Here is a 25,637-nt window from a genome sequence, read left to right as displayed (position 1 = left end):
AGCGCCATATGCTATATAAGCAACCACATTGGTTATAGTCCAATGTGGCTTTTTTTATATGAATTTGAGACGGTATTTTTCAAAGCCCCTACTTTATACCTGGGTGATTCAAGTATGAGTCTCCATCATCGTCTCGATTGTTCGTTGTGAAATTAATTAATATATTGCGACAAAAAAACATATTTAATATGTTTTAATTTTGTAAAAATCCTTAATTCCGTTCGGAAATCTGGGGAATTCGTCCTATTTGGTGCAAAACACAGAAAATAAGTCGCGATTTCGTAAATGTCGAATGCTGACGAAAAGAATTTTCTTAATAAGGCTTGATTAAATATATTAAATATATTATGTTTATATAAATTAATGAAAACGCTTGCTAGACGAAGTGGAACAGGTTTGGCGAACACCAAATGCCTTTGTTCTGCTGGCAGTCCTATCTATCGGTTCATTAGTTGAAAGCGCTTCGCTTGGCAATATCCTGTAGAAGGTGGGAGGAGTAATGATTGCAAAAGATGCAAGAGTCGAAGTCATGCCCGAAGTCGTCCGGTTAAATAAGAACAATGCTTGGGCCAAAGTTTGGAGTTTCAGGCATATCTACTTATTTATGCTCCCAGCTTTTATCTGGTATATCGTTTTTTGCTATTATCCGATGTACGGTATTCTGATTGCGTTCAAAGATTTCAAATACAACCTGGGGATCCTGCACAGCCCTTGGGAAGGCCTGCGGTATTTCAAACAATTCTTAGGCGACTCCAGTTTCTATTCGGTGCTTTACAATACGCTATCCATTAGCTTCCTGAAGCTGTTGCTTGGATTTCCGGCGCCGCTCATCCTTGCTTTGATGTTGAATGGCGTTATGCACAACAAATTAAAAAGGATCTTCCAAACGATTTCCTATCTGCCGCACTTTGTATCTTGGGTCGTTGTTGTGACGCTGATGCAAAAAATCCTTTCTCCTAATGTGGGACTTGTCAATGACATCAGGGATCATATGGGGCTAGAGCCGATTTTCTTTATGGGGATGCCGTCATTATTTTATCCACTGGTTGTCATTTCGGATATTTGGAAGGGCGTAGGTTGGGGCTCGATCATTTACTTGGCCGCTTTGACCAACATCGATCCGCATTTGTATGAAGCTGCGGAAATGGACGGGGCAGGTCGGTGGAGCAAGCTGTTTAAGATTACGCTGCCGTGTCTGACGCCTACTATCGGTATCTTGCTGATCTTCTCTCTCAGCGGCGTTCTGAACGCCGGTTTTGACCAGATCTGGTTGATGCAGACGCCTGCTACACTCAGCGTCTCGGAAATATTGGACACGTATGTATTGAAAACAGGTATTCAGCAGGGGCAATTTGCTTACTCCACGGCCATCGGGTTGTTCAAGTCACTGATCTCCCTTCTTCTCATTGTGGCTGTTAATAAAGTTTCCAAAAAAGTGAGCGACGTATCGCTATGGTAATCAGGCCGAATATAACTTATGAACCTAAGGAGGTGCAGGTATGGGTGTGAGAAAACTGTCGGCAGCTGATAAATTTTATTCCTCAGTGAACTATACGCTGCTGCTCATATTCTGCCTGACGGCACTCTATCCCTTTATCTATTTTTTGGCGCTATCATTCAATGATGGCTATGACGCCATGAAGGGTGGCATCTACTTCTTCCCGAGGGTCGGTACGTTTGAGAACTACAGCAAAGCATTCAATAACCCTCACATCATTCAATCGTTTTGGATCTCCATTTCCCGAACGGTTATCGTAACCGTAGGTTCTACGCTGCTGACGGCCTTACTGGCCTATGGGCTTTCTCGAAAGGGCTTGCCGGGCAGAAAGTATATCGTCTTCTTCTTTTTCTTCACAACTCTGTTCAGCGGGGGACTTATTCCGACCTTCATTCTGTACCGTGAACTGCATATCCTGAACACGTACTGGGTGCTTGTCCTTCCATCGCTGTATAGCTTTTTCAATGCCATCATTATGAAGACGTTCTTCGATGGGATCCCATTAGGTCTATCGGAATCGGCGCGAATCGACGGCGCAAGCGAGTTAAGCGTGTTTTGGAGAATTATTCTTCCGCTTTCGATGCCGGTAATGGCTACCATTGCATTGTTCGTCGGGGTAGGCGTCTGGAACGACTGGTTTACCGGGCAGTTCTTCATCCAGAAAGAAGATCTTCAACCTGCAGCTACGTTCCTGAACAAAATGATCAGTGAAGCATCGTTCCAGTCCATGACGGGTTCGAGCAGCGGATCGTCCATTAAAAACATGAACGAGAACCAGATGGCGCTGCGAGGTGTAACGCCTGAAGCACTCAGGATGACCTTCGTTATCATTATTACGGCGCCGATCATCTGCGTGTATCCATTCCTGCAGAAGTATTTTGTTAAAGGCGTACTGGTAGGTTCGCTCAAGGAGTAGTCGATTACCGAGTATAGAAGGCACTGCCTTTTATATAAAAAAAATTAGCAACAGAAAGGGGCTTGTCTAATGCGTAAGACCAGACTAAAAAGTTCTCTTAGCTTGATGCTTGCCATCCCGATGATTGCATTATCCGTAACGGCTTGTGGAGGAAACAACAATGATTCCGGCACGACCTCCAATACGGAGAACTCGGGGAACAACGAATCCACCGGACCAAAGGAGGCTACTCTATCCTTCCTAAGCGCTTGGAACGGCGGAGGTGCGGGATTTCCGCAGGATCAAGAAAACAATCCGGTTGCCAAAGCGGTTAGAGAGAAAACCGGCGTAACGTTAAAGCTGGAATCGATCACAACAAGCGAAGTTGAGAAACTGAACACGATCTTCGCTTCGGATACGGTTCCGGATATCGTAAATGCGCCGTACTGGTCAACGACAGGCGGGGAAGGACAAGTCATCAAGAAAGCGGCTTTGGAAGGCCAGCTTCTCGATTTAACCCCTTATCTGGATAAATATCCGAACGTGAAGAAACTGATGACGCAAGGTGTAGCGAAAGACTTTGCAGAATTTGATCTGAATAGTCCTGATCTCGAGGGCAAGCAATATGTCATTCCGATGCAGACGCCGGACGGCACGCCGGAGAGCATTCACAACTGGAACTACGGCCTCTATGCCCGTGGAGATATCTTGAAGGCGTTGAATGTAAATGCTGCAGATATCGATACGGAAGAGAAGCTCGCGGAGCTGCTAACTAAGATCAAAAACGGCGATTTCAAAGATATTAGCGGCAAGCCGGTTATCCCTTCCGGTACGATGCATAATGGATGGGACTATAGCCAATTCTTATCCGGCTGGTCTGATTACAACATTTCGGACTTCCGTCAGGAAGATGGGAAGCTGATCCACTGGACGCAATCCAAAGACCAAGAAGCTCGCCTGCTGTATATGAGAAAGCTGATCACAAACGGTCTCTTTGATCCGGAGGCGTTCAGCAATACCGATACGACTGCGAAAGAGAAGCTCGCTACGGGCAAGCTGGCTGTATTCGGCGCTCAAAGCATGATCGGCGATTTGCAAAAAACGCTCTATAAAACGAATCCGGAAATGCAATACGAGTTGCTTGGACCAATGAAGAACAAGAGCGGAAACATCGTGACGCAAGTCGAGAAGCCGGGCCGTTCCGGATTCCCGGTTATCTTCTTGAGCGCGAAGATTAAAGATCCGGACGCGGCGCTGCGTTTGATCGATTACTTGAACAGCGACGAAGGCCGCCTGCTCGCTTATTGGGGTATCGCAGGCAAAACGTATAACATGGTCGATGGCAAGCCGCAATGGGTTGCGGACGTGAAGAAGCAGTTCGACGACAATCCGGATGTGAAGCGCGACGAAGGTCTCAACTATCTCTCCGGCAGCTTCATGGGCGCGTTCTCCTCTGAAGTCACTTGGCCGATTCCGGAGGACCAGAAGACGCAATGGGAGAAGCTCGAGGCTAGCTACTCGAAGAGACTGCCGATCCAAATTATCGACAAGGTCAGCGCGACGTATCTAGTAAGAGATTGGCCTAAATACCAAGAGTTCAGGGATAAAACGGCAAGTTTGAACTTTGACGAAGAATTCCGCAAAGCCTGCTACGCGAAATCCGATGACGAAGCGCTCAAGATGCTGCGCGGCATTCAAGACAAGTTCAAATCTGCCGGCGTAGAGGAAATGGCTGCGTATGTCGGCGAAAAAGCTGCATCGCGCGATGATATCGGCTGGTAATACGAGGTTGATTGCAGGATAAGGAATAAGTTGAACAGACCAAACCGCATGATAGTGCGGTTTGGTCTGTTTTATATATAGGGAACTGCTGCACGGATGGCGACAGGGCGACGGTATTCATGCCTTATTTGTGTCTTATTAACGAAGGGGGACCTCCATGGAAAATAAATGGTTGGTTGAGCGTTTACTGGGCGGTGATTTCGAAGCATTCTCGGTCATGGTGGAGAAGTATCAAAAAGTACTGTATGCAGTGGCTTTCAACGTGTTAGGCGATTTCCATCAGGCTCAAGACATTACGCAGGAGGCATTCATTTGATTATGTCTACGCAAACACCGTCAAAGGCGGTAATAAGCCCGATAATAAAACGCCACCTCACCGCCAAAGCCACGTTTGAGGTTGCTACCGCTTCGGACGCCATTACAATCTCAGACGAACCCGGAGCAGAAGTTTTGCTCGGAAGAGGAGATATGTTATACGAGGCTAACGGTGCAACTAGGGTCCGTTTACAATCCGGCTATGTATCAAATGTAGAAATCGAAGAGCTTGTTGAGAAAATGAAGATAACATATGGAAATTAATCGCAACTTTCCAATCGTTGGAAGAGTATATCCTATCGAACGCATTCAGGATTTCACTGGTATTGTATAGATTAATGAATCTGCTCCAGAAGGGGATGCATAATGGATAACATACCGAACGACGAGGTAACGGAGAAGTTCGGAGTTCGAGTAATCGCTCCGCTGGGTGGAACCAATAATCTGCATTGGCTTGTAGATAATGGAGGAGAACGACTTGTCTTGAGACGGTGGTGGTCCACATCGCCTGCCAATATCGACTATGAGTTACGCCTGCTAACGAGCGTAGCGGCACTGGGATGGCCTGTCGCGCCTGCTGCCCAGGCACCGATCAGGATAGGCGGTCAATTTTGGTGCCTGTTCCCTTATCTTCCCGGTGATCCGCCGTCCGTAGAGGATAGGATTCTCGAACAACGTGCTCGAGGACGACTGCTGGCTCAATTCCACGATGATTTGGCGAAGCTGTCCGGGTTCGGGCAGCGTGACGGTTGGCGGCGCTGCGAGAAGATGCTGGATGACCCGGCATTGGACGATGTGCTGTCCGAGCAAGAGCATAGGCAGCCGGAGGAGATCCGAATCCTACGCTGGCATCTCGAACGAGCGCGTGAGAGGATTGCAGGGCTTAATCTACTGAAACGGACTGGTATCATTATTCATGGTGACTTCACACCGTGGAACCTGCGCTTCTCAGAAGGACGCCTCTCGGGCATCCTTGACTTCGATCTTTCCCATTGGAACCATCGAGTCGCGGATTTCGCACTTTCGTGGCGCGGCATGCATGATGATATTGTCCTTGCGTATAATGAAGTTTCACCGCTTGAGCCGGAGGAATGGGAGCTGCTCACGCCAGCATGGTGGGCATGGCTCATTGAAGGTGCCTGTCAGGATATTTCGAGGGGCATCTTAGTAGACGAATGGACGATAAAGCATATATTGAGACGCACTCCGTTGATGGGACGGGATTCTGTAGAGTTCAGGTAGAAGGAGCTCCATGACGATAAAGCAGGTGGGAGTTGATGGAGTAGATGGCTGCATGTATCGAAATCGAGAGAACATCCCAATGGGTCAATCTCATTCGTGATTATGTTATTCTGTTGAACGACGTTCAGGTGGGGACAGTCAAAGATGGAGGGAAGGTACAGTTCGGTATAGAGCCCGGCGAGTATGAGCTGCGCTTAACCATCGACTGGTGTGGAAGCAACCGGCTGTATTTTACGATTGCCGATGGGGAGAAACTTCGGTTCCTATCTAGCTGCCAAATTAGAGGAATTGACTACTTTCACCCGTTTATGATGCTTTATTATGTTTTGTACAAGAAGGATCAGTACCTTTATGTGAGCCAGGTGCAAGAGCCGGCACCGGAACCGGCACTGCCACGGCAGAACGAGAAGATAGAAATATATATTGCGGGGCAACGTTATGAACCCTAAGTGTGGGATATAAGCGGCTTTTATTCAACCAATAGTGGGAACACGCAAACTTTGGTAAAACCTAAATATCGATATCGAATCGTTACTTCTTGAATGGCTTCTTCGCTGAACTTTATAATAATTCCGTAATGTATTGGAGTACGATGACCCGAGCTCTCTTTGCCAGTTAGAACGGCGTGTACCTCTTCTCCAAATAATTGCGGTGCAATAGATGCGTCGTGCAAATCCATTACTTTAGTGGCAGGGTCTGTCTGATCCCCCGCAAATTGCACCAAATGGTTCGAATCATAGGTAATGCCAAGTTGAGCGGAATCCGGCACCTGTTTGCCATTGACAGTTACGCTTTGAATATCGATATTCGTTTGGCTTTTATTTACAACTTCAATCGTATAATACTTATCCTTGCTTACGGCATCGGTAAATACGGTAAAACCAGTGTTCATTAACGGTTCGGCGCGCTGATACCAGATGGTTCCCGCAACTATAACTAGAATAATGAGAGCGCCAATTATCGGAACAATTCGTGATATTTTCAGAAGTCGCTTCAATGGTACCCCTCCTATAACTTTAGCTTATCAGGGTCGGGAGTGCATGCACACCCCCGTGGTTCTCGGTACTACTTCAAGAAACGGGATTTAGATCAAAATAATAACATCCGGGAGTGTTGGCATATGAGTGAAAAGGGTTGTATCAAATGCGGAAGCAGAGATGCAAAGATGAAAGATATAGCCATACCCGCGACAGGTTTTGCCATTCTTCCTAATCAATTTATCGTAGTGTCCTGTAACAATTGCGGGTATTCCGAGTTCTACAATAAAAAAGTTTCGTCTGGTTCAAACGTGCTTGATTACTTTTTCAGTTGAAATTTGGAGGCGTGCGATGGATTATCAAATTCAGATCGCGAATCGGGTGATGGGCTTGCCGATGCAAGTAGCTCAGAAGGAGAAATCCACGATTAAAGCAGAAAACATTCCTATCGGATCGAGTAAGTTGCCGTTGATAATAAGTTCCTGAATTATGACATGAGCCTGGTCTTAACCAATGATCAAGGTAAGACGAAGGAAGTTAAGATAACAGGTGTACTGACTATGCTCAAAGATAATAAGAAATGGAAAGTTCTTTATGATTGGAATCGCAATCAGAAGGAACTGTCCAATATGGCAAGTTGACGGGGGGAGTCACAACTGGAACTCACACAGCATACTGTTAAAAATCCTTCTGGAAACAGAATCCTATTTTCCATGACGATGATGATTACCCTATCACTTTACCATTTGATCGACTCATTGCATGACCAAGAGAACGTAACTACGATAGCGATTACGGCTGCATATCTGCTCCTGTGCGTAGTTATTGTGCTGACAACCTTGGTTCGTACATTAAAGAAACCAACCGAGCTCTATTTTCAAAGTGAGCAGCTTGCATTGAACGGCCGTACCATTCATGCGAAGAATATTAAGGTTATCCTTATTATGGGGTATTTCAGGCCTACGATTGGAATCAAGCCGCACGGCAAAAACATCGTCCCCCTTCATATGTGTTTTAGGTTCGCTAAGGATGAAGATCAAGGCATCTCGGATTTAGGCAAGTGGGCAGCGCAGAACGATGTGTTGTTGGTCCATAAGCGATTTTTGCGGTGGATATAAGCCGAGGTCCAAGAATGATCAGCTACCTCTACATAACTTACGTTAGGGAGGTGGTACACTTGGCTTTAACCCGGCGGTATACCTTGTCGGACTTGAAAGACGAGGTCTATTACTTTGATAATAATTGGAGAAGAATTTTCGCGAATGGCCGCGCCGTCTGCGTGGCAACGAAGAATAACGCTTCGCTCGGGCTTGCCGTACATTCGCCGCCACATACAACCATAAATTTGTAAAAAGGATAAAGAGACAGCTGATTCGAGATTTCGATCGGCTGTCTTTTTCGTGTTTATAAAGCGGAGGCTTGCCATTGAAGTGAACACCGCAACTTTCCAGTATATTACAGCGTATCAGGGGTGATGAATTTCTAAAGGAGGATGCAAGCGATGAAGGTCCTGATTATCCAACCGAATGGGAAGGTCCGGAACATGGCTGGGATACGTTCCTGCATATTGGTTGGGATGAGCTGGATCAATTTATTGAAGAAGTTCGCGCGAATGGCGGCCATATCGCAGTCGGACCGTTCATAGGGTCGCACGGCGGCTGGGATTTTGAGAATGCGCACATCCTTGATCCCCATGGATACAATCTTGTATTAGGTGCAATGCGAGAGGCAAGGTAGGAGGCATAAAAGGCTGTGCGTTGTAAGTTTTCACGGTTATGTGATGAATGTGCTGGAAGAATCAATGGTTTCCAAGTCAACCGCATGAAGAAAGTAATGGAGCATTACAATTTAGGTGAGGCAAGCCTGTAATGGTCATTTTTGACCGACACAGGTTTTTATCGCTATTAGTCTGACTGTAACGGTCACTATTGTCCATTACAGCTGATTTATCAGTGTTTTGAGCAGGTTTTCGGTTCTAACGGACATTCTTGACAGTTAGAGTTCTTGTTTTGGATTTTCTGGCTTCTAACGGACATTCTTGACCGTCAGGACGCTTTCATCCAAAATCAACATTACAACGGGGTCAAGCGGGTCTTACATACTGGGAAATCTCATCTTGAGGGGGGCTTCACGCTTAGATGCTTTCAGTGCTTAATGCCATCGCGTCCATCGCGTTCGGCGACGGAGGAATGAACTGGATATGTTAGAGCTGGCCGGTCTGGGAATTGCCATGGGAAACGGGGATGGACGGCTCAAGCGCAACGAGAGGGGGCTAATTAAATGGAAAACAGAGTTCAGCTGCCAAGATCGAAACCGGAGGAGCAAGGTGTTTCTTCTAAGGCAATTATGAGGTTCTTAGATGTTATCGGTGAGAACAACTGGGAGGTTCACGGCTTCATGCTGCTTCGTCACGGGCATGTAATTGCTGAAGGCTGGTGGGCGCCGTATCGAAGTGATATTCCGCATGCTTTGTATTCAATGAGCAAAAGCTTCGTCTCCACGGCAATCGGCTTCGCTGAAGCGGAAGGGTTGCTCTCCTTGGACGATCGCATTGTCGACCTCTTTCCCGAAGAGCTGCCGGAGACCGTATCCGAGAACTTGTACGTGTTGAACATCCGCCATCTGCTTATGATGGCGACCGGACATGCCAGCGGAGTGGATTTCTGGGCATGCGCTGACGGCAACTGGGTGCGATATTTCCTTGAAACGCCTATTGAACATGTACCCGGCACGTACTTTGCTTATAATACCTGTGCTACTTATATGCTGTGCGCGATCATAAACCGGGTCACCGGTCAGTCCATTGATGATTTTCTTGAGCAGCGTTTATTCGTTCCCCTCGATTTGTCGAAGGTGACATGGGATGTGTGTCCGCGCGGAATCGCTTACGGCGGGATGAATTTCACCCTAACGAACGAGGATATCGCAAAGTTTGGGCAGCTTTACTTGCAGCGCGGGGAATGGAATGGCAAGCAGCTGCTGCCCGCGAGCTGGATTGACGAAGCCACGGCCTATCACGTATCCAATGGTGACGACGGGGATAACGATTGGACGCATGGGTACGGCTATCAATTTTGGCGATGCAGGCATAACTCGTATCGGGCGGACGGTGCATTCGGGCAATTTAGCCTTGTCATGCCTGAACAAGATGTCGTGCTTGCCGTTTTCTCCGGGACCGAATACAAGCACGAACTGGTCAGCTCCGTGTGGGAGACGCTGCTGCCGGGGATTTCAGAGGGGATATTGGATCCGGACGAAACCGCTTATCAGGAACTGGGCGATCGATTAAAGGACCTTCGAATTGATGTGCGACTCGAGGAAACCCATTCCAAGGTCGAGCGGCTGATCCAAGACAGGTTCTATGCGTTGGAGTCCAACCGTGAGCATATCGAAAGGATCTCTCTGCTGTTCGATAATGGAGAGGCCGCACTGGCCATTCGGAAAAACGCCTTGGACCAATCCATCCGATTAGGGCGTGGCTTCTGGGTCATGAACGATTTGTCAGGCTCGGAACAGGACAAGGCTATGAAGGTCGCGGGCAGTTTCAGATGGAGGGAGGATGCAACGCTGGAGATCAATTTGGCTTGCGTGGAGATTTCGTTCCGATATCGGCTGGTTTGCCGGTTTGAAGAGGAGCGGGTCGAACTCGATTTTTCCGCGAATTTGTATTGGGACTGGCTGCCTCAAGAGGGAGTACTTATTCAAGGGCATTGCCGATGAATCCCTAATGAGAACAGGCTGCCAATCGCCGGCAGCCTTAGAGTGTGTCGAGTTTGTCGCGTTCCTCCGTAAAAAGGCTTATTTTCAGCAAATAGCCATGCGGGCAACCGTTAAAGTTATGTTCATGAAGCATAGACAAGATAAGTGGCTGCCGACGCTTTCTCGGGCGGCCTGTTTCTATGTGCAGCAGCTTAGATTAGTGTTACATATTTATGTTAGTTGGATAATTAGGAAGTGGGCCAATGGATGTGGTATGAATAAAGTTGAAACGTCGCGGTGCTTTTTACAGTATGTATGGCAAAAGAAAAATTCCAGACGAGGTGTCCACTCCATGATGACGAATATAGAAACGGCAGAATATTTAAGAACGGAATTAAAGCAAATTGAACGATGGGAGCAAGATCAGAAAGGGCTTTTCTTCTGGGAGAAGCTCGGCAGGCTGCCCTTTGCGATCTTGGACCGAATCACGCCAAAGTTCATTCAGGATAAAATCGGAACTGCGCTCGATGAGCTCGGAAGCTATGTCCAGAGCGGCGGTCGATATCTGATCAGCAAGGAGCAGATGTACCGCAAATTTTTCCCGAATGCAGAGCGGGATGAGGCCGTTGCCTTAGATCGAATCGGTCATCTTCCGCTAAGTCGAATGGATGAGATGGCCGATCGCATTATCCAATCCGGCAGCAAGACGGCGACGGTGCAAGGTGCGACAACGGGATTCGGCGGGATTTTCACGCTTGCCATCGACATTCCGCTCCTGCTCGGCATTTCTCTGAAGGCATTGCAGGAGGTTGCGATCAGCTACGGCTATGACCCGACCGAACAGACAGAGCGGGTCTTTATCGTCAAATGCTTGCAGTTTTCCTCCGCCGATATCGTCGGCAAGAAAGCGATTCTGGATGATCTCGCCGTGTTCCAATCCGGTGAACGGAGCGGTCAGGTCATGTCCCAGCTGCAAGGCTGGCGCGAGGTCATGCTCACGTACAGAGACAATTTCGGCTGGAAAAAGCTGTTCCAGATGATTCCGATCGCAGGTATGTTATTCGGAGCTTATCTGAACCGATCGACCTTACAGGATGTCGCCGAAACAGGCAAAATGATGTACCGGAAGCGTAGAATACTGGAGAAATTGAGCGAGGGTTGAGGATTTATTCACGAGGATTTTCCTGTTTTTCTGAAGCGGGTAAGTACAAACAAAAGCGGGACATACGCGTAAATGAAATAAAATCCGGCTGATTCATAGAAGTCGGACATGAGTCATCATGGCGTTATTATGCACAGAAAAAATTGGTTAATTCATAGCAGAGCCTGAGCGATCATGCAGACACGTTGTTCAAGAACCCAATAGGGATTGCTTAGCATTCCGCGGAAAATAGCATTGAAAGCTATGTTAGGTCAACCAGGTACTTACCCCGGGTTGGCCTTTTTGTGCTTAGTTTTCGCTAAAGAACACTTCAAGATTCCGACAAATAACGACCTCTTTGTAATGTTATTGTATAATAATGTGATGGGGATTATTTCAATTTAAGGAACTTATGCGGAAGAATCATGCTAGGTAAAAATAATACACCAAATCCAAAAATAACAACCTTAAATTACTTCCCCTGCTTCGGTAATATGAGAGTCAAAGTCCGCTTAGATGTGGGACGTTTGATCGAAGGGGGCAATAAAGTGATAAAACTGATGGTCGTTGATGATGAGCGCTGGATTCGTGAAGGATTGAAACAGACGATCGACTGGGGCTCGCACGGCATTCGATTCATCGGCGATGCCGAGGACGGATGCGAGGCGCTGAAGCTGATCGATTCGAATGTTCCGGACATCATCATCTCTGATATAAGAATGCCCACCATGGACGGAATGGAATTAATCGAGGAAATCGAGCGAAGAGGCTTGGACATAAAGGTTATATTTATCAGCGGGTTTAGTGACTTCGTTTATGCCCAGAAAGCAGTGAAGCTGGGTGCCTTCGATTATATTCTCAAGCCCATTGAGGAAAAGGTGCTCATGGAGATTATTGAGCGATGCATTTACGAGATTTTGAAACAGAGAGAGCTCGTCTTCCGGCTGGAGGAGCTTTCGGGTCGTGTCAGAGAGAGCTTGCCCCTTGCCCGGCAGAAGCACTTGGAAATGTGTTTGACCCAGCCCATGACAGATCAGGATGTAATGTCTACATGGAAGGCGCTTCGAATTGATTTGAACCCGAATCGACTTCTTGTTCTGTCTGCCGTTGTCCATGATTGGGGGGAGCGGGACATGTGCGAGAGAGACTGTTCCCTGCTAAGATACGCGCTTGGAAAGCTCATGGAGGAGGTCTTCCATGAAGCGGGCCTATCATGCGCGGCCTGTCTATTGCAAGAGAATGAGTATGCGGATGTAGCGCTTATGATCTCTTGGGAGAAGGAGACGGCTAACCCGGATAGGGAAGCATACCGCTGCGCAGAGCTGGTTATTGAAGGCGCGCTTGAAGTACTGGGCATTCAAATCAGCATTGGCATCAGCAGCACGGGAGAGAGTAAACAACTGGTTTTCGCTTTTAGGGAAGCGCTTACAAACAGTGCGAAATATGTAATAAACGGTCCTGGTCTTGTTTATGGTCCTGCGGGTTCGGATGTCGGAGCCGCTATAGGAAAACAAACGGTCTTGTTTACCGCCGGCGTACCTTCCATTGCGATGAAAGCCGAGGCTCTCGATGCGGCGTGGATGAATCGTATTCTTCATACCATTAAGCTGAAGGACGAAGGAAAACTGACCGATCTGCTTGACCAGCAGACAGCGCTCATTCAAGAGCTTGTTAAGCAGACGTCCGCCCTTGCCGTTAGATGTGAGATGAACATGTATATCGGAGCACTCCTATCCAAATGGCAAGAGCTGTTCTTGGCGAGAGAGCATGCGGAAGCAAGCATCGTTACCCATCAACAGAAGCTAGAGCTGTACCGCTGTACGCTTGCTAATTGGAAGAATGCGATAATCAGTGCCTTTCTGAAAAGAGACAGAGCTCCGTCCGGATCCGGGCAGCGCAATACAATCGAGATCGCCCTGCGCTACATACACGATAATTACCATCATGGCATCAGCCTCAATAAAGTCGCCGAAACGATCTATATGAATCCGTCCTATTTCAGCAGGGTATTTCACGCTGAGGTTGGCGAAACGCTGAGCCGCTATCTCATTCGCATTCGAGTTGCGAAAGCGAAAGAGCTGCTCGAGCAGACGCCGCTTAAGATTTACGAGATTGCGGAATCGGTAGGCTATAAAGACTTTCGTCATTTTGTCAAAACCTTTAAGGAATCGGAAGGGATCACCCCTGCCCAATTTCGAAACTACGGCGCCTAGAAGCGAGGGATTTCATCATACGGCCACTCATTGGAAAGTTGAAGCTCCCTACTGTGGGGGTGAAAGTGTTTGTGTTATTCGTAGCCAGCGTGCTGATTATTATTACCGTGATGGGCTATCTCTTCTATGATAAATCCGCTGAGCTGATGGAGAACAAAATCGGTGGAATGGCGCTTCAGAACGTGCAGCAGATGAGCAAACGGATCGATAATCTCTTGGAAGGATACGAGGATCGTTCCCTTCAGGTCGTTGGCAACGAGGAGATTCAGAAACAGCTGATCGGAAAGTTCCCGAATGAGACAGAGCAGATCCGGAATAATGATGCGAATACGGCTTTTCTATCGAATCTGGTGAATTCAAGAAACGACGTCAATGATATCTATTTGCTGGGCGAGAAGGGCTTCTCCTATCATTATTCGCCCAAGACTTCTTTTCCCGCGTATAATGCTTACTCGAATAACTTTATGGAGGAAGACTGGTATAAGCAAATTCGGGAGGCTGACGGCGAGGTCGTATATTTTGGCATCCGTCCTTCCCTCATTAGAAGCGGCGACACTAATCCGGTATTCAGCTTTGGCCGAGCGGAGAAAACCTTTACGACCCGCGGCGAAATCATTGGCGTGCTCGTCTATGAAATCGATCCGACGGAGATCATCGAGATTCTGTCGGAAATCGATTACAACGGATCGGGCATGAATGTCATTGTCGATGCAGAAGGGGAGATCATTGGAGATAAGGATGGGAACCGCCTCTCTAGCATGCTTGGTGTTCCGCTGGGGGACGAGAATCAAGGGATAATCAGCACGCCCATGGACGGGGAGCAGATGCTGGTTGTTTACAATCGCTTGGAGTCGAGTAATTGGACGCTGGTTGGCATGCTGCTTGGCGCCGATTTAATAAAGGAAGCAGGCAGTTTGCGGTGGTATATCCTTTCTCTTGGGCTGGCGTTCGCCTGCATCGGCATCTTGCTCGCAATCTTTATTGCTTCGACGGTCCATCGGCCGCTCCAGAAGATGATCCGTGCCATGCGCAGAGCCGAAAACGGTGATTTCGACGCTCGCATCGAAGACAAGCGCGAGGATGAATTTGGCTATCTGTTCACTCATTTTAACCGAATGGTCGCACGCATCAAGGAATTGATTAATGAACTCTACGTGCAGAAGCTGCTTGAGCAGGGGCTTCAGCTCAAGATGCTGGGTTCTCAGATTAATGCTCATTTCCTATACAATACCCTGGATTCGATTCATTGGATTGCCCGTATTCACAAGGTGGACGACATTAGTACGATGATATTCGGATTGTCCAAGTATTTGCGGGTCAGCTTGAACGAAGGCAGGGATGAGGTATCCGTCAGCGAGGTCGTACAGCTGCTGGACAGCTATATCATGATCCAGAAGATTCGCTATCAGGACAAGTTTTCGCTTCATTTGCATGTAGACGATTCGCTTGAGAAGTATACGGTGTTGAAATACATTTTCCAACCGCTTGTGGAGAACGCGATCTATCATGGGCTGGAGAAAAAGTCGGGTAAAGGCCGGCTTGATGTCGCTTTTATCCATGAAGACGACTGCCTGAAGTTTAAGGTAACGGATGATGGCGCGGGAATTGCGGCAGACAAGCTTTCCGATCTGCAGCTGATTCTGGGCGGCAAAGGGTCCGAAGAATACAATAATTTCGCCTTGCGGAACATTAATTCGCAGATTCATATCGCTTACGGCGCTCAATATGGAATCGAGATACAAAGCAAGTTTGGCGTTGGCACCGAAGTCATGATGACGATCCCGCTCACCAAGAGAAATCAAAACAAACATGCCGGCTGAACGCTCGAAGCAATAGGGCAGTGGAAGTAACTGATTTCGCGAGAATGGAAGAGAGGATGTAGGTCACGATGAAAATGCTTTTAAGCCATAAGAAGCTTGTTTCGTTCATGCTTGCCCTCATGATCATCGTCATCATGTCGAGTACCTTATTTATCAAAGGGACCAGATTAAGTTCGGAAGCCATTTCGGGGCTGACGGATTCGCAGCGCGATTCCAAAAGCAACGTAAAGCATGGCAGCGCCCCCGTAACGATAAGCTTCTGGTTCCCCTGGGGAGGGGGATTTCAGCAGGAATTTCACGATACGGTCGTCGTGCCGTTCGAGAAGGCGAACCCGGATATCAAGGTCAAAATGAGGTTTGTCGAGAATTCGGATAATTCGCAGGCATCCGATAAACTGCTAACGGCAATTGCAGGAGGCAGAGCACCGGATGTCGCCATGATCGACCGTTTCCTGGTCAGCGAATGGGCAGCGATGGGCGCTTTGGAGGATTTGTCGAGCGATGTGATTCGCGATGACATGGCTCGGATCTACTATCGGAACATATGGCCGGAAACGCAATATAACAATAAAACGTTCGCCCTGCCATGGAACGTGGACAGCCGAGCGATGCTTTACAATAAAACGATGATGGAAGAAGCCGGCCTTGATCCCAATAAGCCGCCGACGACGATTGCCGAGCTAGATGCCATGGCGGAGAAAATGTTCATCCAAAATAAAAAGGGCACTTACGAGCAAGTGGGTTTTGTCCCTTGGATGGCACAAGGCTTCTTATATGCGCATGGCTGGAATTTCGGCGGTCAATGGGAGAAGAATGGAGAGTTGACACCGAGCGATCCCGAGAACATCAAAGCATTGGAGTGGATGCAGGGTTATGCCAAGAAGTACGACGCGAAGAAGCTGGCAAGCTTCTCGGATGCGATCAGGCAGTCCGGCGCAAATCCATTCACATCCGGCAAGGTCGGCTTCATTTATGAAGGCAATTGGCTGCTTAACGATATGGATGACGTGAATTTCGAATGGGGCATTGCGCCGATGCCTACCGAGCAAGGCGACCAAGCGGTGACTTGGGCAGGAGGTTGGTCGTTCGCCATGCCCAAAGGAGCCAAGCACAAAGAACAAGCTTGGCGGTTTATCAAATATGCGGCGGGGAAAGAAGGAGGGTTTCTGTGGGCAGGCCGCGGCCAAACCTATGATCTGAGCAGCATTCCGGAAGTGAACAAGAAGTTGGGCTTGGACAAGAAGAGTAACCTGGAGGTATTCGTCAATCTGCTTGAGCATGCTTATATTCGTCCGGTATCGCCGATAGGCGGTTACATGTGGGAAGAGCTGTACCTGGTGCAGAAGCTGGCTGTCAATTTGCAAGGGGAGCCGAAAGCGCTGCTGTCTGAATTGAAGCGACGACTCGATGCTCACATGATTGAAGTGAAGTCCGAGGAACGCAGCAAGACGGAGCATCCGGAGCCTAACACGTTATAAACAATTGAACGGAGAGTCTATCGAACGAGATAGCCTCTCTTTTTTTTACTTAAAAAACCAAATGAAGTCAAAATAGTACACCAAATGCAAAAGCTGTCTCGTTACGACCGGAAATAAAAGCGTTTACACTGAGAACGTGTAGCGAATATTCAGTAAAACGAGTTAATAGGAGGAGACAAGCGTATGGAGGCTCTAGCTTTGAAACCGGGCATGATTAAGTTTTTCATTGCTGCACTTTCGGTAAGTTTGGTATTGACAGGCTGCGGGGGAACGAATGGAGAGAATGGAACGGACACCACGAACACAACCGAGGCGAACAACGCATCGACAACAACAAGTCCTGACAATACGGAAAGCCCGGACAATACGGCAAGCCAAGACAGCGGTGAGAAAGTAACACTCGATTTCTGGGGCTGGGGCGGCAAGTTCCAGACGGATTACACGAAGATCGTACTCAGCGAATTTGAGAAGCAGCATCCGAATATTAAAGTGAAATACATTGCCGAGCAAGGAATCGAGAAATTAACGACATTGATTGCCGGAGGCACGCCGCCGGACGTAGCGCTTCTTGATCGTTTCATGGCAGGCGCTTGGGCGGCAAAAGGCTCGCTGGAGAGCTTGAATCCCTACCTTGAAATCGATGGCGAAGTAAGCGCAGACGATTATTATCCGAGCGTCTGGGCTGAAGGCAATTATAAAGGCGAGCTATATGCGATGCCGTTCGGCACGGATAACCGCGCGATGTATTACAACAAAACATTGATGAAAGAAGCAGGCCTTGATCCGGAGAAGCCGCCGACTACGATCAGCGAGCTTGATGCGGCAGCAGAGAAGATCTTTAAGAAAACGAGCAGCGGATACGAACAAGTCGGCTTTATTCCATGGATGAATCAAGGCTTCCTATATACGCAAGGCTGGAACTTCGGCGGAGAATGGGCAAAGGGTGAGGAGTTAACGCCAAACGATCCGCAGATCGTGAAAGCACTGGAGTGGATGGCCGGCTATGCGAAGAAGTACGACATGGCTAAAATCAACAAGTTCAATGACGTAATGGGCAAAACGGGAATCAACCCGTTCTGGACAGGCAAAGTCGGATTCGTGTTCGACGGCAACTGGATCCTGAACGATTTGACCAGTAACGCCAAGGTTAAACCGACCTTTGAATGGGGAGTCGCGCCTATGCCTTCCGAAGACGGATATGCGCAAACCACTTGGGCAGGCGGCTGGTCGTGGGTCATGCCGAAGGGAGCTAAACATCCGAAAGAATCATGGGAGCTGCTTAAATTCATCGCCGGTTACGACGGTACGCTGCTCTGGGGGAAACGCGCAGATGCAGGCAACGATATAACGGCGATGCCGAAAGTGAACGAGGAGCTCAAGATCACGGAAAAAGAAAGATTGAAGGTATTCGTCGGTCTGATGGAAATCGCGCATACCCGTCCGGTTACCCCTGCAGGTCAGAAATTGTGGGATGAGACATTCAAGGCTTCGGATGCGGCGCTAAACGGGAAAGGCGAGCCGAAGAAGCTGCTGGATGAAGCGAAGAAGAATGTAGACAACGAACTCAAGAAACTGACAGGCAAATAGATGCATAGGAACGTTTGGGGCAGGAGCCGGTGCTGCCCCTTCCTATTGAACTGAATGACAAAGAGGTGAGCATTGTTGAAATGGCATTGGAATGATGCACGGAGATGGAAGAAAGTCATGCTGATATGGATCACCTTTCTTGTTCTTTCGGTCACCTTTGGCGATACGATGCAATCTTATGCCAGCGAGCGATTACGGGATCGCAATCAGAATCAGGGCGTTCCGCAAGCGGATTTAACGGATATGTCCGTTGACGATATCTTGCAGCCAACCTATGGAAAAACGTTGGATGTCTATAAGGAGAAAGGCTATAAGCCGGCCGAGTCATTCGAGGTCAGCCTGAAAGCCGATCACTATTCGGCGTTCGGCGGCAGCAAGCCGAGTAATCAAGCGGTCGAAGGAAATTCATCCGCCCTGGTCTGGGAGAAGGATACGGAGTGGCTGGAGTGGACCATTGAGGTTCCGCAGGATGGACTTTATAACCTCGCAGCGAGCTATTATCCGCTAGCCGGGAAGAGACTGCCGATTCAGCGCGAGCTGCTCATCGATGGGCAAAGTCCTTTCCGCGAGGCGCAGCGAATCTATTTTACCCGCAACTGGATGGATCAAGGCAATCCGCTTCAGAACAATCAAGGGGATGACGTTCGGCCGAAACAAATCGAGAAGCCGATCTGGATGGAAACCGCGATTACGGATGGAAACGGTCTGTACTCGGAGCCCTTTCAATTCTACTTCGGGGCAGGCAAACACGTTATTCGCATGAATTATTTGGTTGAAGGTATGGCACTGGACGAAATACGAGTGAAGTCGCCGGAGCAATTACCGGGTTATCACGAAGTCGAGCAGGCTTACGAAACACAAGGCTTAGAGCCGGTCCAGCAAGTAAACGTGAAAGTGCAAGCGGAGAACAATCCGATGAAATCCGATCCGACGATTCGCAGAGAATCCAATGGCGATCCTTTAATGGAGCCCGCCGGAAACGGTACGAAACTACTGAATGCATTCGGCGACTGGCGCTGGAGAAAAGGCGGACAGAAGGCTTCGTGGACGTTCTCGGTCCCGAAGGATGGATTATATAAGATCGGCATGAAATTTGGACAATGGTGGGGCGATGGATTACCGTCTTATCGCCAAATTCTTATAGATGGGAAGGTTCCGTTTCAAGAGCTGGCGGAGTATCCGTTCTCTTACTCCCGAAACTGGCGAATCGAGACTCTTCATCAAGACAATGAAGACGGAGAAGCGCAGCCCATGCTCATGCATCTCACAGCAGGCGAGCATACCATCACGATGGTTGCGGTTGTCGGACCCTATCAGTCGATTGTCGAGAACTTAACGGCGGATACGCAGAAGTTATCCGATCTTTACAGACGCATTATCATGGTCACCGGACCGACGCCGGATCCCAATTTCGAATATGAGCTGGGGAAGAAGATACCCAAGCTTGTTGAGGATTTGAAGACGATTGCCGATGATTTGCTGGTTCAGATGGATGCACTGAATGCCATATCGGAGAAAGAACCGAGTACGGTAAACAGTCTTCGCATGATGAATCATACGTTCGAGAAAATGATCAACAATCCCGATTCGATTCCTAGGCAAATTTCGGAGCTCAGCAACAGTCAGACCAATTTAAGCACGCTGCTGATGGGCTTGCAGAATGTGCCGCTCGTTCTGGACTACCTGCTGATCAGTTCGCCGGATACGAAATATCCGAAGGTGAAATCGAATTTCCTGCAAAAGTCCGTCAGTACGCTTAAGAATTTCATCGCCTCCTTTACGAAGGACTACACCGGCGTCGGCAACGTCTACGACAAGGACCAGCCGGCACAAGAAACAGGCCCGGTTATCGAGGTATGGGTTTCGCGGGGTAAAGAGTGGGCGGAAATTATGAAGGAAATGGCGGAGGAAGAATTTACGCCGAAGACCGGGATACACATCAACGTGAACACGCTCCCGGCCGGACAGCTTAATTCAGGTTCCGTCAATACGCTGCTGCTTGCGGCTAGCTCCGGCAAAGCGCCGGATGTCGCAACCGGCGTCGATTCGCATTTACCCGTTGAATTTGCGATTAGGGACGCTGCCGTGGATTTATCCCAGTTTCCGGATTACGAGGAAGTCAGCAAACGGTTTCTTGCGGGCTCGCTGATTCCGTTCCGCTACAACGGCGGGAATTATGCGCTGCCGGAAACGCAGGATTTCAACGTACTGGTCTATCGCAAGGATATCTTGAAGGAACTTGGCGTGAACGTTCCCCAAACCTGGGATGAGACGTATGCCATGCTGCCCATCCTGCAGCAGAACGGGATGCAGATGTATTACCCGATTTCATCGCTCGGCTTCATGCCGTTCCTCTATCAGAACGGCGGCGAATTCTATCAAGAGAGCGGAGCGAAGTCTGCGCTTGATTCTCCTGAAGCCTTCCAAGCCTTTACGGAATGGACGGAGCTGTACACCAATTATAAATTTCCGGTTGCCGCGAACTTCTTCAACCGGTTCCGTACCGGGGAAATGCCGATTGGGATTGCCGACTACCTGACCTATGTCTTGCTGTCTACGGCAGCGCCTGAGCTAATCGGCCGCTGGGGCGTGGCGCCTTCGCCGGGGCATGTGAATCAAGAAGGCAAGATTGACCGTACGAGCGGCGGGGTTGCGCAATCGGTAGCCATCTTCAAGCAATCCAAGCATCAGAAGGAAGCATGGGAGTTTCTGAAGTGGTGGACGAGCAAGGACAGTCAGGTGCAATTCGCGCAAGAGCTGGAAGCGCTGCTCGGCGTCGAAGCCCGCTGGAACACGGCGAATATGGAGGCGTTCTCGCAGCTGCCTTGGCCGGAGGATGACTTGAAGGCCTTAACGGAGCAATTGAAGTATTACAAGGAACAGCCGTATGTGCTCGGCGGATACTTTACGCCGCGGAACATCGACAATGCTTGGAACCGCGTCGTTCTGGGCGGCATGAATATAAGAGAGTCGCTGGAGCAAGGCGTTAAGGATATCAACAAAGAGCTTAGAGCCAAGCAAAAAGAGTTCGGATTCACGCCGGACTAGCGGTGAAGGCTCGAGAAGGAGGAGCGGTATGCAAAGCAGTGTGGAAGTGAATCGTCCGCTTCAGCTGAAAGCGCAGAAGGTAAGCCGGTTCAAATTAACCTCGGCAGGCAGGAAGGCTGCGCTGGGTTACTTATTTCTAAGCCCATTCCTCATTCTGTTCATCGTCTTTACGGTGATTCCCGTCGTTCAATCGGTCTATCTGAGCTTCACCTATTACAACATGCTGCAGCCGGCGAAGTGGATCGGACTCTCGAATTACAGCGTCTTGTTCCTGGAAGACGATATTTTCATCAAATCATTGAAGAATACGTTTATATTCGCGGTCATTGCAGGTCCGCTGAGCTACTGTCTCTCCTTTCTGCTCGCGTGGGTCATCAACACGCTGCGGGCCAAAATGATCTTCTCGCTCGCCTTCTACGTGCCGTCGATCACGAGCGGTATCGCGTTATCGATCGTTTGGCTTTATATTTTCTCGGGTGACCGTTACGGATTGTTGAACAACTGGATGCTCAGCTGGGGCATGATCAGCGAACCGATCCTGTGGACGACCGACCCGGATACGATCATGCCGGTGATCATCATCGTTTCCTTATGGATGAGCATGGGGACCGGCTTTCTGGTCTTCCTTGCGGGCTTGCAGAATGTTTCGCCCGAGCTCTACGAAGCGGGATCCATTGACGGCATATCCAGCCGATTCCAAGAGCTGTGGTTTATTACGCTGCCCTTGATGAAGCCGCAGCTGCTGTTCGGCGCGGTCAATTCCATCGTAGCCGCCTTCGGCGTATTCGACATCGCCGTGGCGATCGCGGGCATGCCAAGCCCGAACTACGCAGGACATACCATTATCTCGCATCTCTTTGATTATGCGTTCATTCGGTTCGAGCTCGGATACGCGTCTTCCATTGCGGTATTCCTGTTTTTCCTAACCTTCGGATTAGGGCGAATCGTGATGAAGCTATTATCATCCAAGGATCAATAAGGGGGCCAAAGGACGTGACGGTAAACTATGCGAAATTTGCGGCCCGCTTTAATAGGGGATTGTTGTACCTGGTCATGATCGCACTGGTTGGCTTTACGGCCATGCCGATCATTTACATGGTTTCAACCGCCTTCAAGCCGCTTGATGAGCTGTTCCTATATCCGCCGAGATTTTTCGTGCAGAAGCCTACGATGCGCAGCTTCTATGATCTGCTAACCGCGACGGACAGCTCGATTGTGCCCTTCTCCCGATATATCTTCAACAGCGTATTCGTTTCGATTACCATCGTAGCGGCAAGTTTGTTCGTGTGCAGCTTGGGCGCCTACGTGCTGTCCAAGTTTAAGCCTCCGGGAGCGGGCTTCATCTTCGCCGTTATCCTCTCGGCACTGATGTTCTCGCCGCAGGTGACGCAAATCCCGACCTACCTGATCGTATCTAACCTAGGTCTGGTCAACACGTACTGGGCGTTAATACTGCCGAAGGTCGCGGTTGCCTTCAATATCTTCTTGATGAAGCAGTTCTTCGATCAAATCCCCGATGCGTTAATCGAAGCTGCGCATATCGACGGAGCATCGGAGTGGAAGATCTTCTGGCGCGTCATCATGGCGGTCAGTAAACCGGCTTGGGCAACCTTGATCATCTTCACCTTCATCGGCAACTGGAATGATTATTTCTCCGCGCTTGTTTTTACGACAAGCGAAACCATGAAGACGCTGCCGCTGGCGATCCAAACGCTTGCCGGGGGTCCGGGGGTTGTCGCGCGATCCGGCGCACTTGCCGCAGGGACCTTCTTGATCACGCTTCCGCCTATCTTAATCTTCCTGCTCTTTCAGAAGCTTATCATGAACACGATGGTTCATTCCGGGATCAAATCTTAGGGGGCGGACACGATGATCAAACGTATATCAGCAAGCATAATCGGCTGCTGTCTGCTTATTCTGCTTGGAGCTTTGCCCGCCGCCAATGCACTGCCGCAAATGTCGTATACCCTTGATCCGATGTATGGCTATAAAATTCCGATTCCGCTCACCTATACGGTAGACAATGTCATTCTGGATGTGGGTGAGCCCGGCTTAAATAAACCAAGCGATTTGTTTATCGACGAGAAGGGGCAGCTGTATGTCGCGGATACGGATAACAATCGGATCGTGAAATTAAGCAGCGACGGGAAAGTGCTGGGCATATTCGGCAAGGAGCAAGGCGTCGAGCTTGACCAGCCAAGCGGCATATTCGTCGATAGCCTGGGCGATATGTTCGTAGCGGACACCGGCAGCGGCAAGGTCATCCATTTGTCGCCGGAAGGAAAGCTGGTCGAAGAATTCGTCAAGCCGGAGTCGTCCTTGCTAAGCGAGGATTTGGAATTCGCTCCGGATAAAGTCATTATGGATCGGCGCGGTTACTTGTACGTGCTGAATAAGACCGACTACAGCGGCTTTATGATGATTGACGCCATGAACCGGTTTCGAGGCTATATCGGAGCCAACCGCGTTCCTTTCGATTGGAAGAAGCTCCTTATTCGGCTACTGGCCACGCCCGAGCAGAGGGAGCAGCTGAACAATGCGGTCCCGCAGCAGAATTCCAATATGACGATGGACAGTAAGGGATTCATCTATGCGCCAACCGTGCTGAGCGATGGGGATCAAATCAAGAAGTTCAATGCCATGGGCGAGAACATCTACACCAAGAAGTTTTTCGGTGAATCGTCGATTGAAAGCGGAACATTGGAGCGTCCCTATTTTGCCGATTTAGCCATCGATCAGTACGGCATTATCAATGCGCTGGATGCGATGTCGCGGAAGATCTATCAGTACGATCAAGAGGGCAACTTGCTGGCCGTATTCGGAGGACAAGGCGATGCGAAGAGCAGGTTTGAATATCCGTCCAGCATCGTCGTCGATAAAGCGGGCACGATCTACGTGCTCGACCGGGATCGGAACAACATTCAAATGTTCAAGCCGACGCGATTTGCGGAGCTCGTCCATGAAGCCAGTCAGCTGCATTACAACGGACGATACCAAGAAGCATTAGTCCCTTGGAAAGAAGTGCTGAAAATCGATGAGAACTACCCGTTAGCCCATCGCGGCGTGGCCAAGGCGTTGATGAAAGAAGAGAAGTGGAAAGAGGCCATGAAGGAATTTAAACTGGGCGAAGATCAGGATGGGTATTCAAAGGCATTCGCCGAGTACCGGCATGACTTCATGCGCCAATATCTCGGATGGATTCTCATCGCCGCCGTTCTCATCGTCTATGTGATCTATCTGATAGTGAGATTCATGATTCGCATTACAAACACCGTCATAAGGAGGTATGGCTATTGAATGCAACAGCTGTGAAACAGTCCGGAATGCGTTCGCTGCGGCTCGGGGTAGCCATCCTCTTTCATCCGGTGGACGCCTATGAGGAGCTTCAGAAGAACAAACATCTGATGTCGGCTTTTGTGCTCATTCTTCTCACCTTGTGTGTCCGAATCGTAACGATCTATATGACCAGCTTCCATATTACGTCCTTACAGCCCGAATACGCCGATTTGAACTTGGAAATCATCCGTTTCGTGGTGCCATTGCTATCGGGGGTTATCGCTTGTTATCTGATTACGGCGATTATGGACGGCGAAGCGTATTTCAGCCAAATCTTAACGGCGATGTCCTACGCACTCATTCCGTACATCGTATTTGCGATTCCGCTCGCTGCGATTTCCTTAGTGTTATCAAGAGGTGAGCTGGGTCTCTATAACAGCATTAATCTCCTCATTTGGTTATGGGTCGCGCTGCTCATCTTCATCCAGCTGAAGGTGCTGAATGATTATTCCTTTAAGAAATCGGTTGGCGTTCTCCTGCTGTCTATATTTGCTTTCATTACCTTCTGGGGAACGGTTGGTCTCGTCTTCTCCCTGACGAATCATGTCCTGCAATTCGTACGTGAAGTCTCCATTGAAATCCGATACTTATGGGAGAATTAAGGGG

The 25,637-nt window shown here is 48.9% G+C and carries 23 protein-coding genes and 2 pseudogenes; 24 read left to right on the top strand and 1 reads right to left on the bottom strand.

Annotated features, from left to right (window positions below; translation table 11 throughout):
• Positions 1-499: 499 nt before the first annotated feature.
• The 7 genes from I8J30_RS08915 to I8J30_RS08885 all read left to right on the top strand — a co-directional run bounded on the left by I8J30_RS08915 (position 500) and on the right by I8J30_RS08885 (position 6,181).
• Positions 500-1,459, top strand: coding sequence for an ABC transporter permease (locus I8J30_RS08915; protein ID WP_091222520.1), 960 nt, complete (start codon positions 500-502; stop codon positions 1,457-1,459).
• A gap of 40 nt (positions 1,460-1,499) precedes the next feature.
• Positions 1,500-2,414 (top strand): carbohydrate ABC transporter permease, encoded by a 915-nt coding sequence (locus I8J30_RS08910; protein ID WP_210657288.1) that lies wholly within the window; start codon positions 1,500-1,502, stop codon positions 2,412-2,414.
• A gap of 69 nt (positions 2,415-2,483) precedes the next feature.
• Positions 2,484-4,175: an extracellular solute-binding protein gene (locus I8J30_RS08905; protein WP_210657286.1), complete on the top strand. Its 1,692-nt coding sequence runs from the start codon at positions 2,484-2,486 to the stop codon at positions 4,173-4,175.
• A 157-nt stretch (positions 4,176-4,332) separates the two neighbouring features.
• Positions 4,333-4,491: a sigma factor gene (locus I8J30_RS08900; RefSeq protein WP_210657284.1), complete on the top strand. Its 159-nt coding sequence runs from the start codon at positions 4,333-4,335 to the stop codon at positions 4,489-4,491.
• Positions 4,492-4,493: 2 nt separating this feature from the next.
• A complete protein-coding gene (locus tag I8J30_RS08895) occupies positions 4,494-4,754 on the top strand; it encodes a hypothetical protein (protein ID WP_210657282.1) in 261 nt (86 codons plus the stop codon).
• 102 nt (positions 4,755-4,856) lie between these two features.
• Positions 4,857-5,732 carry a phosphotransferase enzyme family protein gene (locus I8J30_RS08890; RefSeq protein WP_210657280.1) on the top strand — a complete coding sequence of 292 codons (876 nt, stop codon included), beginning with the start codon at positions 4,857-4,859 and terminating at the stop codon, positions 5,730-5,732.
• A 44-nt stretch (positions 5,733-5,776) separates the two neighbouring features.
• On the top strand, positions 5,777-6,181 hold the full coding sequence (locus I8J30_RS08885; RefSeq protein ID WP_210657278.1) for a hypothetical protein: 405 nt from the start codon (positions 5,777-5,779) through the stop codon (positions 6,179-6,181).
• Between the two features lie 20 nt (positions 6,182-6,201).
• Here the strand turns inward: I8J30_RS08885 and I8J30_RS08880 are convergent, their stop codons facing one another.
• The gene (locus tag I8J30_RS08880; protein WP_210657276.1) at positions 6,202-6,729 is read right to left on the bottom strand and encodes a hypothetical protein; all 528 of its coding nucleotides are present in this window, start codon (positions 6,727-6,729) and stop codon (positions 6,202-6,204) included.
• Positions 6,730-6,852: 123 nt separating this feature from the next.
• On the opposite strand from I8J30_RS08880, the gene I8J30_RS08875 reads away from it, so the two are divergent.
• From I8J30_RS08875 to I8J30_RS08805, 17 genes and pseudogenes are all read left to right on the top strand, one after another.
• Positions 6,853-7,044: a zinc ribbon domain-containing protein gene (locus I8J30_RS08875; RefSeq protein ID WP_210657274.1), complete on the top strand. Its 192-nt coding sequence runs from the start codon at positions 6,853-6,855 to the stop codon at positions 7,042-7,044.
• Between the two features lie 378 nt (positions 7,045-7,422).
• Positions 7,423-7,827, top strand: a complete 405-nt coding sequence (locus I8J30_RS08870; RefSeq protein ID WP_210657272.1) for a hypothetical protein — start codon at positions 7,423-7,425, stop codon at positions 7,825-7,827.
• Between the two features lie 59 nt (positions 7,828-7,886).
• On the top strand, positions 7,887-8,060 hold the full coding sequence (locus I8J30_RS08865) for a hypothetical protein (RefSeq protein ID WP_210657271.1): 174 nt from the start codon (positions 7,887-7,889) through the stop codon (positions 8,058-8,060).
• 150 nt (positions 8,061-8,210) lie between these two features.
• Positions 8,211-8,354 carry a hypothetical protein gene (locus I8J30_RS08860; protein ID WP_210657269.1) on the top strand — a complete coding sequence of 48 codons (144 nt, stop codon included), beginning with the start codon at positions 8,211-8,213 and terminating at the stop codon, positions 8,352-8,354.
• Between the two features lie 114 nt (positions 8,355-8,468).
• Positions 8,469-8,560 (top strand): annotated as a pseudogene (locus tag I8J30_RS34190) (HAD family hydrolase); the annotation flags it as partial.
• A gap of 314 nt (positions 8,561-8,874) precedes the next feature.
• Positions 8,875-8,966 (top strand): annotated as a pseudogene (locus I8J30_RS34185) (HAD hydrolase family protein); the annotation flags it as partial.
• 23 nt (positions 8,967-8,989) lie between these two features.
• Positions 8,990-10,429 (top strand): serine hydrolase domain-containing protein, encoded by a 1,440-nt coding sequence (locus tag I8J30_RS08855; protein ID WP_240547914.1) that lies wholly within the window; start codon positions 8,990-8,992, stop codon positions 10,427-10,429.
• Positions 10,430-10,763: 334 nt separating this feature from the next.
• Entirely contained in the window at positions 10,764-11,570 is an 807-nt protein-coding gene (locus tag I8J30_RS08850) for an EcsC family protein (protein WP_210657606.1), read from the top strand.
• 527 nt (positions 11,571-12,097) lie between these two features.
• Positions 12,098-13,762 (top strand): response regulator transcription factor, encoded by a 1,665-nt coding sequence (locus I8J30_RS08845; RefSeq protein ID WP_210657266.1) that lies wholly within the window; start codon positions 12,098-12,100, stop codon positions 13,760-13,762.
• A 65-nt stretch (positions 13,763-13,827) separates the two neighbouring features.
• A complete protein-coding gene (locus I8J30_RS08840; protein ID WP_210657264.1) occupies positions 13,828-15,582 on the top strand; it encodes a cache domain-containing sensor histidine kinase in 1,755 nt (584 codons plus the stop codon).
• Positions 15,583-15,650: 68 nt separating this feature from the next.
• A complete protein-coding gene (locus I8J30_RS08835) occupies positions 15,651-17,060 on the top strand; it encodes an ABC transporter substrate-binding protein (RefSeq protein ID WP_210657262.1) in 1,410 nt (469 codons plus the stop codon).
• Between the two features lie 183 nt (positions 17,061-17,243).
• Complete coding sequence (locus I8J30_RS08830) at positions 17,244-18,647, top strand: ABC transporter substrate-binding protein (protein WP_210657260.1); 1,404 nt, start codon at positions 17,244-17,246, stop codon at positions 18,645-18,647.
• A gap of 75 nt (positions 18,648-18,722) precedes the next feature.
• Positions 18,723-21,695 carry an extracellular solute-binding protein gene (locus tag I8J30_RS08825; RefSeq protein WP_210657258.1) on the top strand — a complete coding sequence of 991 codons (2,973 nt, stop codon included), beginning with the start codon at positions 18,723-18,725 and terminating at the stop codon, positions 21,693-21,695.
• Positions 21,696-21,723: 28 nt separating this feature from the next.
• Positions 21,724-22,674: a carbohydrate ABC transporter permease gene (locus tag I8J30_RS08820; protein ID WP_210657257.1), complete on the top strand. Its 951-nt coding sequence runs from the start codon at positions 21,724-21,726 to the stop codon at positions 22,672-22,674.
• 14 nt (positions 22,675-22,688) lie between these two features.
• Positions 22,689-23,552: a carbohydrate ABC transporter permease gene (locus I8J30_RS32955; protein WP_210657255.1), complete on the top strand. Its 864-nt coding sequence runs from the start codon at positions 22,689-22,691 to the stop codon at positions 23,550-23,552.
• Positions 23,553-23,564: 12 nt separating this feature from the next.
• On the top strand, positions 23,565-24,992 hold the full coding sequence (locus tag I8J30_RS08810) for an SMP-30/gluconolactonase/LRE family protein (protein WP_210657253.1): 1,428 nt from the start codon (positions 23,565-23,567) through the stop codon (positions 24,990-24,992).
• Positions 24,989-25,633, top strand: coding sequence for a Yip1 family protein (locus I8J30_RS08805; RefSeq protein ID WP_210657251.1), 645 nt, complete (start codon positions 24,989-24,991; stop codon positions 25,631-25,633). Before I8J30_RS08810 ends, I8J30_RS08805 begins: the two co-directional genes overlap by 4 nt.
• Positions 25,634-25,637: the final 4 nt, after the last annotated feature.

This window comes from Paenibacillus lignilyticus, from assembly GCF_017942085.1.
GTDB lineage: Bacteria > Bacillota > Bacilli > Paenibacillales > Paenibacillaceae > Paenibacillus_Z > Paenibacillus_Z lignilyticus.
The sequence above is the reverse complement of the archived record's forward strand: the minus strand, read 5'-3'. Positions and strand labels throughout refer to the sequence as shown.

What these genes read in the sequence shown, in the direction of transcription:
- I8J30_RS08915 (WP_091222520.1), top strand. Translation starts at nt 500, where the DNA reads ATGATTGCAAAAGATGCAAGAGTCGAAGTCATGCCCGAAGTCGTCCGG.
- I8J30_RS08910 (WP_210657288.1), top strand. Translation starts at nt 1,500, where the DNA reads ATGGGTGTGAGAAAACTGTCGGCAGCTGATAAATTTTATTCCTCAGTG.
- I8J30_RS08905 (WP_210657286.1), top strand. Translation starts at nt 2,484, where the DNA reads ATGCGTAAGACCAGACTAAAAAGTTCTCTTAGCTTGATGCTTGCCATC.
- I8J30_RS08900 (WP_210657284.1), top strand. Translation starts at nt 4,333, where the DNA reads ATGGAAAATAAATGGTTGGTTGAGCGTTTACTGGGCGGTGATTTCGAA.
- I8J30_RS08895 (WP_210657282.1), top strand. Translation starts at nt 4,494, where the DNA reads ATGTCTACGCAAACACCGTCAAAGGCGGTAATAAGCCCGATAATAAAA.
- I8J30_RS08890 (WP_210657280.1), top strand. Translation starts at nt 4,857, where the DNA reads ATGGATAACATACCGAACGACGAGGTAACGGAGAAGTTCGGAGTTCGA.
- I8J30_RS08885 (WP_210657278.1), top strand. Translation starts at nt 5,777, where the DNA reads ATGGCTGCATGTATCGAAATCGAGAGAACATCCCAATGGGTCAATCTC.
- I8J30_RS08875 (WP_210657274.1), top strand. Translation starts at nt 6,853, where the DNA reads ATGAGTGAAAAGGGTTGTATCAAATGCGGAAGCAGAGATGCAAAGATG.
- I8J30_RS08870 (WP_210657272.1), top strand. Translation starts at nt 7,423, where the DNA reads ATGACGATGATGATTACCCTATCACTTTACCATTTGATCGACTCATTG.
- I8J30_RS08860 (WP_210657269.1), top strand. Translation starts at nt 8,211, where the DNA reads ATGAAGGTCCTGATTATCCAACCGAATGGGAAGGTCCGGAACATGGCT.
- I8J30_RS08855 (WP_240547914.1), top strand. Translation starts at nt 8,990, where the DNA reads ATGGAAAACAGAGTTCAGCTGCCAAGATCGAAACCGGAGGAGCAAGGT.
- I8J30_RS08850 (WP_210657606.1), top strand. Translation starts at nt 10,764, where the DNA reads ATGACGAATATAGAAACGGCAGAATATTTAAGAACGGAATTAAAGCAA.
- I8J30_RS08835 (WP_210657262.1), top strand. Translation starts at nt 15,651, where the DNA reads ATGAAAATGCTTTTAAGCCATAAGAAGCTTGTTTCGTTCATGCTTGCC.
- I8J30_RS08830 (WP_210657260.1), top strand. Translation starts at nt 17,244, where the DNA reads ATGGAGGCTCTAGCTTTGAAACCGGGCATGATTAAGTTTTTCATTGCT.
- I8J30_RS08820 (WP_210657257.1), top strand. Translation starts at nt 21,724, where the DNA reads ATGCAAAGCAGTGTGGAAGTGAATCGTCCGCTTCAGCTGAAAGCGCAG.
- I8J30_RS08810 (WP_210657253.1), top strand. Translation starts at nt 23,565, where the DNA reads ATGATCAAACGTATATCAGCAAGCATAATCGGCTGCTGTCTGCTTATT.